The following is a 12181-nucleotide window of genomic DNA, read 5'->3' on the forward strand; positions in this document are numbered from 1 at the left end:
AGCGTCGTCCACAGGCGTGCCGGCCTCCCCAGAGACTCGAGACGGCGTTGACCCGGGGAGCCGTCGTGGGCACGGTCATCTGATGGCCGGCAGCATCACCGTGGACGTGCTCAGCGACGGCAGCAAGCGGTACCGGTCGCGGTACCGCGATGCTCGCGGGCGGCAGCACGAGAAGCGATTCGTGCGCAAGGTCGACGCCCAACGATGGCTCGACGAGCAGACGTCGGCGATCGTCACGCAGACCTGGACGGCGCCGGAGCGTGGGCGGGTCACCGTCGATGTCTGGGCAGAGCAGTGGCTCGCCGCCCAGACCGGGCTGAAGCCCAGCACGCTCTACCGCTACCGATCGCTGCTGCGCGTCCAGATCCTGCCGCGCTGGGGTCGGCACCGGCTGGCCGACGTCACCCATGCCGAGGTCGCCGCGTGGGTGGCCCAACTCGTCGCCGGCGGCCTCGCGCCGGCGACGGTGCGGCAGGCGCACCGGGTCCTCGCACTCGTCCTGACCCTCGCCGTCCGCGACGGGCGCATCCCGCGCAACCCGGCATCCGGCGTGCCGCTGCCCAGGGCCCGACGCGCCGATCCCCGGTTCCTCACCCGCATGGAGGTGGAGCGACTGGCGGACGCAGCGGGGGAGTACGGCGACGTCGTCCGCTTGCTGGCGTACACCGGCCTACGGTTCGGCGAGATGGCCGCCCTACGGGTCCGCCGGATCGATTTCCTCCGCAAGCGGCTCACCGTCGCCGAAAGCGCCACGGAGGTCGGCGGCACCGTCGAGTACGGAGCGTCCAAGACGCACCAGCAGCGCACCGTGCCGATCCCGAGCATCCTCGTAGAGCCCCTCTCCCGCCGCTGTCAGGGCAAGGGCCCGGACGACCTCGTCCTGACCTCGCCGGGCGGCGCGGTGCTGCGCTCGGGCAACTTTCGGCGGCGGTTCTTCGACCCGGCGGCCACGGCCGCCGGGCTCGAGGACCTCAGCCCGCACGACCTCCGGCACACCGCCGCCAGCCTGCTGGTGGCCAGCGGCGCGAACGTCAAGGCGGTCCAGCGGATGCTCGGTCACGCCTCCGCAGCGATGACGCTCGACGTCTACTCCGGGCTCTTTGATGACGACCTCGGCGCGCTTGCCGATCGCATGGACGCGGCCCACCAGGCGTCAGTCACGAGACGTCACGGTGCGTAGTGTGGGCACCGTGTGGGCACGGGACCCGGTCGTCAAGATCGACGATCAAGAATCGACCCCCTGACCTGCACTTATATCGGTGGGGCGGGTGGGGCTCGAACCCACGACCCAGGGATTATGAGTCCCATGCTCTGACCGGCTGAGCTACCGCCCCGACGCCCGCCAGCCTGCCAGATCCGGGCGCCGGCGCCGGTCCGGGAGGGGGGTGCGCACCCCTGACCTGGGCCTCGTTATCCGCCGTGACTTTCACTCCAGCCCCACGTACCGTCATCCGCGGTCCGGACGAGCTGCCGCCCTCGAACCCAGAGGGCATCGGCCGGACCCCGCCGAACCGCGTCGGGCCGATGTCCGTGCGGACCGGGGAACCACCGCAGTACTGGGGTGAATCACGCCCGCGCGTCTCGGGGACGCGGGTGAGTAGGGCACTTCCGGCCCGAACCCGTCAGCTAACTCGGTAGGCGGACGCGGAGAACAGGAGACGCGTCGCCTTGGCGACCCTGCACCACACCGAGATCGACCCTGCCCAGACCAAGCCCCGACGCCGCGCCCGGCGGACCGGCCTCGTCGCCGGAGCCCTCGCGGCCGCGTTGCTGACCACCGCTACCGCTACCGCTACCGCTCAGGCGGCGCCGGGCGACCGCGCCGCGGAGGCGCAGAGCGAGCACGATGCCGTCGCCGCCCAGGTCGCCGCCATCTCCGCCCGGGTGACCGAGGCCGAGCAGGCCCTGCAGCGGATGAGCATCGAGGCCGAGGCGGCGAGCGGCGAGGCCCTGGCCGCGCAGGCCGCTCTCGCGGCGGCGCAGCAGGAGGCGACCGCCGCCGCCACCCAGCTCGCCGAGGCGCGCGGCGCAGTCGACGACGCGGAGGAGGAGGTCGCCGACGTCGGCCGGGAGGCCTACATGGGCGGCGACGACACGTTCGGCGACGTCGCCATCCTGCTCGACGCCGACAGCCCCACCGAGGTCCTCCAGCAGGCCGCCACCCTCCAGCACCTGGGCGAGAAGCGGACCGAGGTGCTCGAGGAGATGGAGCGGGTCGAGGCCGCCGAGGCCCGCGCCGACCGGGCCGCCCGGAGCGCCGTCGCCGAGCGCGACCGGCTCGCGCGCACCGCCGCGGAGAAGTCCGCGGCCGTCGCCGAGCAGCTGGCCGCGGCGCAGGGCACGTTCGACGCCGTCAGCGCCGAGAAGGCCGCGCTCGACGCGCAGCTGCGCGAGGCGGAGATCCGCCTCCTGGCCCTGCAGGGCGCCCGGGACGCCGAGGCCACCTGGGCGGCCCGGCAGGCGGGGGCCGCCGCCAGCACGCTGACCGCCGCAGCCGGCGCCATCGCCCCGACCACGGGACGGGTCACCTCCTGCTACGGCAGCCGGTGGGGCACCCTGCACGCCGGCGTCGACATCGCCGCCCCGATCGGCACGCCGGTCGTCACCCCGGCCGACGGCATCGTGCTGCAGGCCGGCCCCGCCAGCGGCTTCGGCCTGGCGGTCGCGGTCCAGCACGGCGACGGGACGATCACCCTGTACGGGCACGTCAACCAGATGTTCGTGTCCGCCGGGCAGGTCGTCACGGCCGGCCAGCAGATCGCCGAGGTCGGCAACCGTGGCCAGTCCACCGGGCCGCACCTGCACTTCGAGGTGCACACCGGCGGCCTCTACGCGAACCGGGTGAACCCGGTGCCGTGGCTGACCGCCCGTGGCATCTCTCTCGGCGGGGGTTGCTGACCCCGGGCGTCCGCCCGGGTGAGGATGGACGGGTGAGGACGGCGGCCGACAGCACCTGGGTGGGTGCCGCCGTCCTCGGCCTGCTGGTGCTCGCCGGGCTGCTGCTCGCCGTCACCGTCGAGCTCCCGGACGTCGGCACCGTCCGGACCTGGATCGACGGCGCCGGGCCGTGGACCTGGGCCGGGATCGTCCTCGGCGTCGCCGTCGTGCTGCTGGCCCCGGTCCCGCGGTCGGCCGTCTCGGTCCTGCTCGGGGTGGTCGCCGGCTTCCAGGCGGGCCTGGCGGTGGCCCTCGCGGGCGGGCTGCTCGGCGGGCTCGCCGCCTTCGGCCTCGCCCGGCTGCTGGGCCGCCCCGCCGTCGCGCGCCTGGCCGGGAAGCGCATGGAGCGCGTCGACCGCCTCATGCTCGACCGGGGCGGCTTCTGGACGCTCCTCGCCGGACGGCTCATCCCGGTGATGCCGTTCGTGGTCCTCAGCTACGGCGCCGGCCTGACCGCCGTCCGGCTCGGCCCCTACGGCCTGTCGACCGCGCTCGGGCTCGTCCCCAGCACCCTGGTGCAGGTCGGGGTCGGCGCGTCGGCCGGCGTCCTGGCGCACTGGGCCACGACCGTCACCGTCATACCTGTCGCCGTCGTGCTGCTCGTGCTCGCGGGGCTCGGGCTCCTCGCGTGGCGCAGGCGCCCGGCGCCCGAGCGGGAGCCGGTCTAGCCCTTTCGGAACAGCCGCCCGAGCACGCCGCCGGCACCGCCGACGGTGCGTGCGGCGAGCTGGAGGATCGGGCCGCCGGGGATGCCCGGCACCGCCTGCACGATCGGGGCGAGCTGCAGCAGCCCGCCGACGTCGTGCACCTTGAGCTTCCGGCGGGCGACGGCCGGTACGGGGTTGATCCGCCCCGAGGCGGCCTCGAGCAGCAGGTCGGCCGGACCCTCGACGGCGGGGCCTTCGATCCGCCCGGCGGGGGCCTGGTGGACCGTCCACCCGCCGCCGGAGGAGACGAACGTCCAGCCGCCGTCCGGGGTGGCCAGCGTGACCTCGCCGTCGATCTCCATCGAGGCGGCCAGCCCGCCGGTGACGTCGGTCAGCGCGGCCAGGCCGGACTGCAGGACGTCGGGCGGCGGGGGAGCGGCGCCGCAGGACACCAGGTCGAGGCCGTGGACGGCGAGCTCGTACGCCTGCCCCAGGACGACGCTCAGCAGCGGGATGCGGCCGACGACCGAGACGGTGAGCGCGGTGTCGAGGTCCTCGGGCTCCTCGGCCAGGTAGCGCGCGCTCGCCTCGCGGTTGCGCCGTAGCGCGGCCAGCACCTCCTCGCGGGAGGCGTCGCGGTGAGCCGCGGTCACGCGGGCGTTGGTGGCGTCCACGTCCGGGGGAGTGCCCGCCCCGCCCGCGCGTGCCGAGGCGATGAGGTCGGCCATGGCGGCGTGGTCGTCCCAGCAGCCCAGGTGCACGCAGATCTCCTGCGCGCGCCAGCCGCTCAGCCGCGAGGGCCGGTCGAGGTCGACCGCCTCCGCCTGCTCGATGAACACGTCCCACGCCCGCAGCACGCGGCCGGCGACCTCGTCGCGCCCGGCGTCCGCCATGCCCTGGTGTCGTCCCACGGGAACGGCCCTACCCCCGTCCGCGAGCAGCCAGCCATGGAGGACCGGAACTCGTGGCGTGGCACGCGCCACGTCCGTGCGGCAACGTCCCTCCCCCCGAGGGGTGAGGGGCGGGTCAAGGACGGTGTGGACCGGGCCGATCGCAGATCCGTGACCGAACGACCGCCTGGCGACCGCCGGGCCGCCACCGCGACAGTCGTCGCCAGGCCGGGCATCGTGCGCCGGCTGGCCGCTGCGCTGCGCGCCGGGCTCTACCGGCCGCTCGCCGAGGACGAGGACCGGGTCGCGTACTGGGTCCGCCACGTCCGCAACGGTGTGCTGCTCACCGAGGTGGCCGCGTGGTCGGTCGTCGGCTACACGTTCCTCACCGAGACGCCCGGCCGGCACCACCCGGTGCTCCTGGTGCTCGCCGGCGTGGTCATCGTCGCCACCCCGGCCGTCATGCTGCTGCCCCTGGCGGCGATGATGCGCGACTCCCGCGGCCCCTCGTTGTTCTACGCCTGGAGCATGCTCGTCACGGTCGTGGTGATCATCGGGACGCGCCTCGACGGCGGGGCGTCGAGCCCCCTCGACGGCCTGCTGTTCCTCACCCTGACCTACATGGCGGTCGCCTACTCGCCCCACGGCGTCATGACGATGGGCAGCCTGATGACCGGCAGCTACTTCCTCTTCGTCATGCTGCCCGACGTCACCACCTCGGGCCTGTTCTTCCTCAGCATCCTCGGCTCGATCACGATGATCTGCGCCATGGCCTCGGCCAACTCGTGGGCTGCCTACGACCGCCAGGTCATGCTGATCCGCACGCAGGAGACGCTGGCCGCGACCGACCCGCTGACCGGCATCCCCAACCGCCGGGCGTTCCTCGAGCGGGTCACCAACGCCGTGCACGACGCCGCCTGGGGGCACCAGACCGTCGTCTGCCTCGTGGACCTCGACGGGTTCAAGGCGGTGAACGACGCCGGCGGGCACGCCGCCGGCGACGCCATGCTCACGGCCGTGGGCGCCGCGCTGGGCGCTGCGGTCCGCGAGACCGACACCGTCGCGCGGCTCGGCGGCGACGAGTTCGCCGTCCTGGCCGACACCTCCGTGAGCTCCACGGGCGAGATGCTGGCCGAGCGCCTCCGTGCCGCCGTCGCGCAGGTGGGCGCCGCCCAGGGCGTCACCGCCAGCGTCGGTGTCGCCGAGGTCGAGCCCGGTGACGACGTCGAGGACCTCATGCACCGCGCCGATGCGGCGATGTACCGCTCCAAGAGCGGTGGCGGCGACCGCGTCACGATGCTCGCGTACTGACCTCGCCGCCCGGGTACCGCGAGTCGCAGGTACCGCTCGGCACCACCGTCGACTACCGTCCGTCACGAGCAGTGCGATCTGGATCACGCCCGCGGATCGGCCGCCCGGACGGTCCCCGGTGAGCCGCCGCGAGCCCCTCCGGAACGCGCCCGAGCCGCTGGACGACACGGCGATGGTCGTGGTATTGGCGTTTGACCAGGGACAAGACGCACCAGCGGTGACCATCCGTCACTTTCGTCCCAACAGCCACGACTGGGCTGGCGCGATGACCCCTTCGTCGTGCAGACTGGTCCCGGAAGCCCTGCTTCGTCACTGCCGAATACAGCGCGTCACCGAATCGACTGGTCCGTAGGGGAAGACGAGACCAATCGAGTCGATGGAGGTGCGTCGTGCAGCGACGGTCTACCCAGGGTGTCGTCTTCGTGCACGCGTGCCCGAAGGCGCTCTGCCAGCATGTCGAGTGGGCGCTGGAACGCGTCGTCGGCGCGCCGGTCTCCCTGTCGTGGGCTGAGCAGCCCGCGGCGCACGGATCGTTCCGTGCCGAGGTCGCCTGGACCGGTGCGCCCGGTACCGGCGCGCGCCTCGTCGCTGCGCTGCGCGCGTGGCCGATGCTCCGCTTCGAGGTCACCGAGGAAGCCAGCCACGGCAACGACGGCGAGCGCATGTCCTACGTGCCCGGGCACGGCGTCTTCCGTGCGCCGACCAGCGCCAACGGCGACATCATGATCAGCGAGCAGCAGCTGCGGCACCTCGCGGCCACGGCGACGTCGGCCGAGGCGTTCCGCCACGGCGTCGACGAGCTGCTCGGCGCCGCGTGGGACTCCGACCTCGAGGTCTACCGCCACGCCGGCGACGGCAGCCCCGTGACCTGGCTGCACCAGGTCGTCTGACGTCACGATTGCGCTACGAGACCCGGCCCTGGTCCCGGAAGTCGTCGTAGCCTGAGAGCCAGGTCGTCCGGGCGCCGTCGGGGAAGCGGCGTCCGGACGACCTTCTCTCTCGTTCTGGTCGTCCTCCCTCACCGTTCCGGGTCCTTCCTCACGGTCGACGGTGAGGAAGGACCCGGAACGATCAGGAGACCTGATCGTTCCGGGGTTCAGAGCGGGATGTTGCCGTGCGCGCCGCGTCCGGGCGGGGCGGCGGCCAGCGCGGCCACCAGCCGGCGCTTGGTCTGCGAGGGCTCGACCACCTCGTCGACCACGCCGATCTGCAGCGCCCGGTTCACGCCGCCGGCGATCCGCTCGTGCTCCTCGGCCAGCTGCGCGTGCAGCGCCTCGCGCTCGGCGGGCGGGACGGCGGCCAACTTCTTGCGGTGCAGGATGCCGACGGCGGCCTTCGCGCCCATGACGGCGACCTCGGCACCCGGCCACGCGAACACCGTGGTGGCGCCCAAGGAGCGGGCGTTCATCGCGATGTACGCACCGCCGAAGGACTTGCGGGTCACCAGGGTCACCCGCGGCACCACCGCCTCGGCGAAGGCGTGCAGCAGCTTGGCCCCGCGCCGCACGACGCCGTCCCACTCCTGGCCGACGCCGGGCAGGTAGCCGGGGACGTCGACCAGCACGACCAGCGGGACCCCGAAGGCGTCGCACATCCGCACGAACCGCGCCGCCTTCTCCGCCGATGCGGAGTCCAGGCAGCCACCCAGGCGCAGCGGGTTGTTCGCGATGACGCCGACGGTGCGCCCGGCCAGCCGGCCCAGCGTGGTGACGACGTTGGGCGCGAACCTCGGGTGCAGCTCCAGCCCCGGCCCGTCCAGGACCCCGGCGATCAGCGGCTTCACGTCGTAGGCGCGCTGCTTCTGCTCGGGCAGGTACGTGCTGAGGTCGACGTCCTCCTCGTCCTCGGCCGGCGCGAACGTGCCCTGCGCGGCCAGCAGGTCGACGGCCATCCGGGCGGTCTCGAGCGCGGCGGGCTCGGAGTCGGTGACCACGTGGACGACGCCGCTGCGGCGACCGTGGGTGTCGGGACCGCCCAGCTGCTCCTGGTCGACGACCTCGCCGGTGACCGAGCGGACGACGTCCGGGCCCGTGACGAAGACGCGGCCGGCCGGCCCCATGATCACCAGGTCGGTGAGCGCCGGCCCGTAGGCGGCGCCACCGGCGGCCGGGCCGAGGACGACGGAGACCTGCGGGATCCGGCCGGACGCGCGCACCATCGCGGCGAACACCTCGCCCACGGCGTGCAGCGCGGTGACGCCCTCGGCCAGCCGTGCGCCGCCCGAGTGCCAGATGCCCACCGACGGCACCCGCTCGCGCAGCGCCGTGTCGATCGCGTCGACGATGTGCCGGCACCCGTCGACGCCCATCGCGCCGCCCATCACCGTGGCATCGGTGCAGAAGGCGACGACCGGGCTGCCGGCCACCGTGCCCCGCGCGGCGAGCACGCCGGAGGTGTCGCGGGCGGCGAGCAGCTGCATGGAGCCGTCGTCGAAGAACCGCTGGAGGCGGTCCTCGGGGTCACGCGGGTCGGGGGAGGGGAGGACGGGGGCGGCCTGCACTGTGGTCATGGGCACTCCTCGCTGCGGGGACGCGCTCAGGCGGTGGTGAAGACCAGCGCGATGTTGTGGCCGCCGAAGCCGAACGAGTCGTTGACCGCGGCGGTGAGGGTGGTGCGCCGGGGCTCGTGGCGCACGATGTCGAGGGCCTGGACGGCCGCGTCGTCGTCCGGGTCGTCGAGGTTCGCGGTGGCCGGGACGATCTGCTCCCGGAGCGCGAGGATCGTGAACACCGACTCCAGCGCCCCGGCCGCGCCCAGCAGGTGGCCGGTCTGGCTCTTGGTGGCGCTGACCAGCACGTGCTCGCCGATCGAGCTGCGGATGGCGGCCGCCTCGGCGGTGTCGCCGACCGGCGTCGAGGTCGCGTGCGCGTTCACGTGTCCGATGTCGGCGGGGGTGAGGCCGGCGTCGCGGATCGCGGCGCCGATCGCCCGGCCGGCGCCCTCGCCCTCGGGGTGCGGGGCGACCAGGTCGTAGCCGTCGGCGGTCGCGCCCGCACCGGCCAGGCGGGCGTGCACCCGGGCGCCGCGGGCCTTCGCCGCGTCGGCGCGCTCGAGCACGATCGCGGCCGCGCCCTCGCCGAGCACGAAGCCGTCGCGGGCCTTGTCGAACGGCCGCGAGGCGCGCTCGGGCTCGTCGTTGCGGGTCGACATCGCGCGCATGGCCGCGAAGCCGGCCATCGGCAGCGGGTGCACGCAGGCCTCGGTGCCGCCGACGAGCACGACGTCGGCGCGGTCGAAGCGCAGCAGGTCCAGGCCCCAGCGGATGGCCTCGGCACCGGAGGCGCAGGCGCTGACCGGCGCGTGCACGCCGCCCTTCGCGCCGACCGCGAGGCCGACGGCGGCGGCCGGTCCGTTGGGCATGAGCATCGGGATGGTGAACGGGGAGACCCGCTTGGGACCCTTCTCCTCCAGGACGTCGTCCTGGCCGAGCAGGGTGAGCGCGCCGCCGATGCCGGTGCCGAACACGACGGCGACCCGCTCGGGGGCGACGCCCGCGTCGGCCGCGCCGGAGTCGCGCCAGGCCTCCTCGGCGGCGATGACGGCGACCTGCTGGCTGCGGTCGAGGCGGCGGGCGCGGACCCGGTCGAGCTGCTCGGCCGGGTCGGCGGCGAGCCGGGCGACGAGCTGGGCCGGGTAGTCCTTGACCCAGTCGTCGGTGATGCGGCTGACCCCCGACCGCCCCGCGAGCAGGGCGTCCCAGGTGCTGGCGACGTCGCCGCCGAGCGGCGTGGTGGCGCCCAGCCCGGTGACGACGACGTCGGTGGCGGACGTGCTCATGACGATTCCTCCTGGAATGGTGGCCGGACGGCCGGGGGGTGCTGCGTCAGCCCTGGTTCTTCTCGATGTAGCTGATCGCGTCGCCGACGGTCTTGATGTTGCCCAGCTCGTCGTCGGGGATCGCGACGCCGAACTTGTCCTCGACGGCGGTGGCGATCTCGACCATCGACAGCGAGTCGACGTCGAGGTCGTCGGTGAAGGACTTCTCGGGGGTGGCGTCGGCGGGGGTCACACCGGCGACCTCCTCCAGGATTTCGGCGAGACCGGCCTGGATGTCTGCGGTGCTGGGCACGCGGGGTCCTCTCTCTCGGATGGTGACGCCGGGCCGAGCGGCCCGCCGTCGTCGTCCGGGACGCGTGTCCCGGCAGTCGGTGGGGTCAGGGCAGGACGAGCACCTGGCCGGCGAAGGTCAGCCCGGCGCCGTAGCCGAGCACGAGCGCCAGGTCGCCGGACCTGGCCTCGCCGGACTCGATCAGCGCGGTCAGCGCCAGCGGGATCGAGGCCGCCGAGGTGTTGCCGGACTGGACGATGTCGCGGGCGACGACGGTGCTCTCGGGGAAGCCGAGCCGCTTGGTCATCGACTCGACGATCCGCAGGTTGGCCTGGTGGGGGGCGAAGACGTCGATGTCGGCCGGGCCGACGCCCGCCTTCTCCATCGCCTCGACCAGCGTCGCGGTGAGCTTCGTCGTCGCCCACCGGTACACGGCCTGCCCGGCCATGGTCATCGTCGAGCGGCCGGCGGCGATCTCGATGGCGCTGTACTGGTCGCCGTCGCTGCCCCAGGCCACCGGGCCGATGCCGGGCTCGTCGGAGGCGCCGACGACGGCGGCGCCCGCGCCGTCGGCGAAGATCACCGCGGTGGAGCGGTCGGTCTGGTCGGTGACGTCGGTGAGCCGCTCGACGCCGACGACCAGCGCGTTCCGGGCGGAGCCGGCGCGGATGCTGTCGGCGACCACGCCGAGCGCGTAGCAGAACCCGGCGCACCCGGCGTTGAGGTCGAACGCGCCGGGGCGGCCGGTGCCCAGCCGGTGGGCGACCTGCGGGCCGATGCCCGGGATGGGGGCGCGCAGGCTCGCGCTGGCCACGATCACCAGGTCGATCTCGTCGGGGGACAGGCCGCTGGCGGCGATCGCCTTGCCGCCGGCCGCGACCGCCATCTCGACGAGCGTCTCGTCGTCGGAGGCCCAGCGGCGCTCGGCGATGCCGACGCGCGTCTGGATCCACTCGTCGTTGGTGTCCATGACCTGGGCGAGCTCGTCGTTGGTCACCCGCCGGCGGGGCCGGTAGGCGCCCAGCCCGAGGATGCGCGCGCCCGGCGCGCCGGAGGCCAGCTGGATGTTCATTCGGAGACCTCCGGGTAGAGACGCGCGATCGGGTCGCCGGCGTCCACGAGGTCGCCCTCGTGGACGAGCCACTCGGCCAGTACCCCGTCGTAGCCGGCCGAGACGTGGACCTCTTCCCGGCGGCTGCGGATGAGGCCGAGCGGGGTGCCGGCGGGCAGGTGGGTGCCCTCGGCCACCTCGGCCGGGGAGACGGTGCCGCGGACGGGGGAGACGACGACCCGCCAGTCGGGCAGGTGCTCGGCCTCGGCGCGGCCGCGCTCGGCGTCGATCAGCTCGCGGGCGCGGTCGAGGTCGGCCGGGCCGGTCAGCGCGAGGATCTCGATGCCGGCCCCCTTCCACTCCCGCTTCGCGAGGCCGGCGAGCGCGCCGGCGGGCGGCAGCTCGATGACCGCGGTGACGCCGAGCTCGCGCATCGTGGCCAGGCACGAGTCGAAGCGCACCGGGCTGGTCACCTGGCTGACCAGGCGGGAGAGCGCCTCGGCGCCGGAGCCCACGGCGGACCCGTCGGCGTTGGAGAGCAGCAGCCGGCTGGGCTCGGCCGGCCGCAGGCCGCCGACGAGGCCCTCGAGCTCGGTGCGCGCGGAGGCCATGTAGCCGGTGTGGAAGGCGCCGGCCACCGACAGCGGCATGATCCGCGCCTTCGCGGGCGGGTCCGCCTTGAGGTCGGCCAGCCCGTCGAGGGAGCCCGCGGCCACGATCTGGCCGGCACCGTTCATGTTCGCCGGGCTCAGGCCGTGCTTCTCGATCGCCGCCAGCACCTCGTCGGGGTCACCGCCGAGGACGGCGGACATGCCGGTCGGCGTCTGGGCGCAGGCAGCGGCCATGGCCCGGCCGCGGACCGCGGTCAGCGCGATCGCCGCCTCGACGGAGAGGACGCCGGCCAGGGCGGCCGCGGTGAGCTCGCCGACGCTGTGCCCGGTGATGACGACGTCGCGGCCGGCGTGCGGGCTGTGGTTCACCGGTCCCGGCAGGCCGCCGAGCTCGCGGGCGACGAACAGGCTCATCGCCACGACCAGCGGCTGGGTGACCGCGGTGTCCTTGATCGCCTCGGCGTCGCCCGTCGTCCCGAGCGTCAGGAGGTCGGCGTCGGCGATGGCCCCGGCCCACCGGAAGAACGATTCCGCGCCGGGGAGGTCGAGCCAGTCGGTGAGCATTCCGGGTTTCTGCGCACCCTGTCCGGGGGCGAGGACGGCCAGCACGCCTCCACCGTGCCAGTGATCATCTCGGCGCGGGCCTCGGTTCGGCACGAAAGCACACCGCTGATCTTTGGAGGAAT

11 protein-coding genes, 1 tRNA gene and 1 riboswitch are annotated in these 12181 nt (G+C 74.2%); of the genes, 5 read left to right on the top strand and 7 right to left on the bottom strand.

Features of this window, described 5'->3' with window-relative positions:
* The first annotated feature begins 82 nt into the window (after positions 1-82).
* On the top strand, positions 83-1180 hold the full coding sequence (locus tag DCS98_RS15635) for a tyrosine-type recombinase/integrase (RefSeq protein WP_116452320.1): 1098 nt from the start codon (positions 83-85) through the stop codon (positions 1178-1180).
* 80 nt (positions 1181-1260) lie between these two features.
* On the opposite strand, the gene DCS98_RS15640 is transcribed toward DCS98_RS15635, so the two are convergent.
* Positions 1261-1334, bottom strand: a tRNA-Ile gene (locus tag DCS98_RS15640).
* A 160-nt stretch (positions 1335-1494) separates the two neighbouring features.
* Positions 1495-1657: riboswitch (cyclic di-AMP (ydaO/yuaA leader) on the top strand.
* Between the two features lie 11 nt (positions 1658-1668).
* Here DCS98_RS15640 and DCS98_RS15645 point away from each other — a divergent pair.
* Entirely contained in the window at positions 1669-2898 is a 1230-nt protein-coding gene (locus DCS98_RS15645; RefSeq protein WP_241038095.1) for a M23 family metallopeptidase, read from the top strand.
* Positions 2899-2930: 32 nt separating this feature from the next.
* Positions 2931-3605 (top strand): TVP38/TMEM64 family protein, encoded by a 675-nt coding sequence (locus tag DCS98_RS15650; protein ID WP_164704602.1) that lies wholly within the window; start codon positions 2931-2933, stop codon positions 3603-3605.
* Here DCS98_RS15650 and DCS98_RS15655 read toward each other — a convergent pair.
* Positions 3602-4495, bottom strand: coding sequence for a maleylpyruvate isomerase family mycothiol-dependent enzyme (locus DCS98_RS15655; RefSeq protein ID WP_241038097.1), 894 nt, complete (start codon positions 4493-4495; stop codon positions 3602-3604). The two genes, DCS98_RS15650 and DCS98_RS15655, sit on opposite strands and share 4 nt — an antisense overlap.
* Positions 4496-4645: 150 nt before the next feature.
* Between DCS98_RS15655 and DCS98_RS15660 the strand changes: the two genes are divergently transcribed.
* Both DCS98_RS15660 and DCS98_RS15665 read left to right on the top strand, forming a co-directional pair.
* Complete coding sequence (locus DCS98_RS15660) at positions 4646-5785, top strand: GGDEF domain-containing protein (RefSeq protein WP_164704603.1); 1140 nt, start codon at positions 4646-4648, stop codon at positions 5783-5785.
* 389 nt (positions 5786-6174) lie between these two features.
* Positions 6175-6675, top strand: a complete 501-nt coding sequence (locus DCS98_RS15665) for a DUF3145 domain-containing protein (protein WP_116452324.1) — start codon at positions 6175-6177, stop codon at positions 6673-6675.
* A 206-nt stretch (positions 6676-6881) separates the two neighbouring features.
* Here DCS98_RS15665 and DCS98_RS15670 read toward each other — a convergent pair whose 3' ends face one another.
* From DCS98_RS15670 to DCS98_RS15690, 5 genes are all read right to left on the bottom strand, one after another.
* Positions 6882-8294, bottom strand: coding sequence for an acyl-CoA carboxylase subunit beta (locus DCS98_RS15670; RefSeq protein WP_116452325.1), 1413 nt, complete (start codon positions 8292-8294; stop codon positions 6882-6884).
* A 26-nt stretch (positions 8295-8320) separates the two neighbouring features.
* On the bottom strand, positions 8321-9562 hold the full coding sequence (locus tag DCS98_RS15675; protein WP_116452326.1) for a beta-ketoacyl-[acyl-carrier-protein] synthase family protein: 1242 nt from the start codon (positions 9560-9562) through the stop codon (positions 8321-8323).
* 46 nt (positions 9563-9608) lie between these two features.
* The gene (locus tag DCS98_RS15680; RefSeq protein WP_097185612.1) at positions 9609-9854 is read right to left on the bottom strand and encodes an acyl carrier protein; all 246 of its coding nucleotides are present in this window, start codon (positions 9852-9854) and stop codon (positions 9609-9611) included.
* 85 nt (positions 9855-9939) lie between these two features.
* Positions 9940-10905, bottom strand: a complete 966-nt coding sequence (locus tag DCS98_RS15685) for a beta-ketoacyl-ACP synthase III (RefSeq protein ID WP_116452327.1) — start codon at positions 10903-10905, stop codon at positions 9940-9942.
* Entirely contained in the window at positions 10902-12152 is a 1251-nt protein-coding gene (locus tag DCS98_RS15690) for an acyltransferase domain-containing protein (RefSeq protein WP_338070214.1), read from the bottom strand. Before DCS98_RS15690 ends, DCS98_RS15685 begins: the two co-directional genes overlap by 4 nt.
* Positions 12153-12181 lie beyond the last annotated feature (29 nt).

It is taken from the genome of Blastococcus litoris, from assembly GCF_003075095.1.
Classification (GTDB): domain Bacteria; phylum Actinomycetota; class Actinomycetes; order Mycobacteriales; family Geodermatophilaceae; genus Blastococcus_B; species Blastococcus_B litoris.

Bases quoted from the DNA above. Each gene is read 5' to 3' on its own strand.
- DCS98_RS15635 (WP_116452320.1), top strand. From the start codon at position 83: ATGGCCGGCAGCATCACCGTGGACGTGCTCAGCGACGGCAGCAAGCGG.
- DCS98_RS15670 (WP_116452325.1), bottom strand. From the start codon at position 8,294: ATGACCACAGTGCAGGCCGCCCCCGTCCTCCCCTCCCCCGACCCGCGT.
- DCS98_RS15675 (WP_116452326.1), bottom strand. From the start codon at position 9,562: ATGAGCACGTCCGCCACCGACGTCGTCGTCACCGGGCTGGGCGCCACC.
- DCS98_RS15685 (WP_116452327.1), bottom strand. From the start codon at position 10,905: ATGAACATCCAGCTGGCCTCCGGCGCGCCGGGCGCGCGCATCCTCGGG.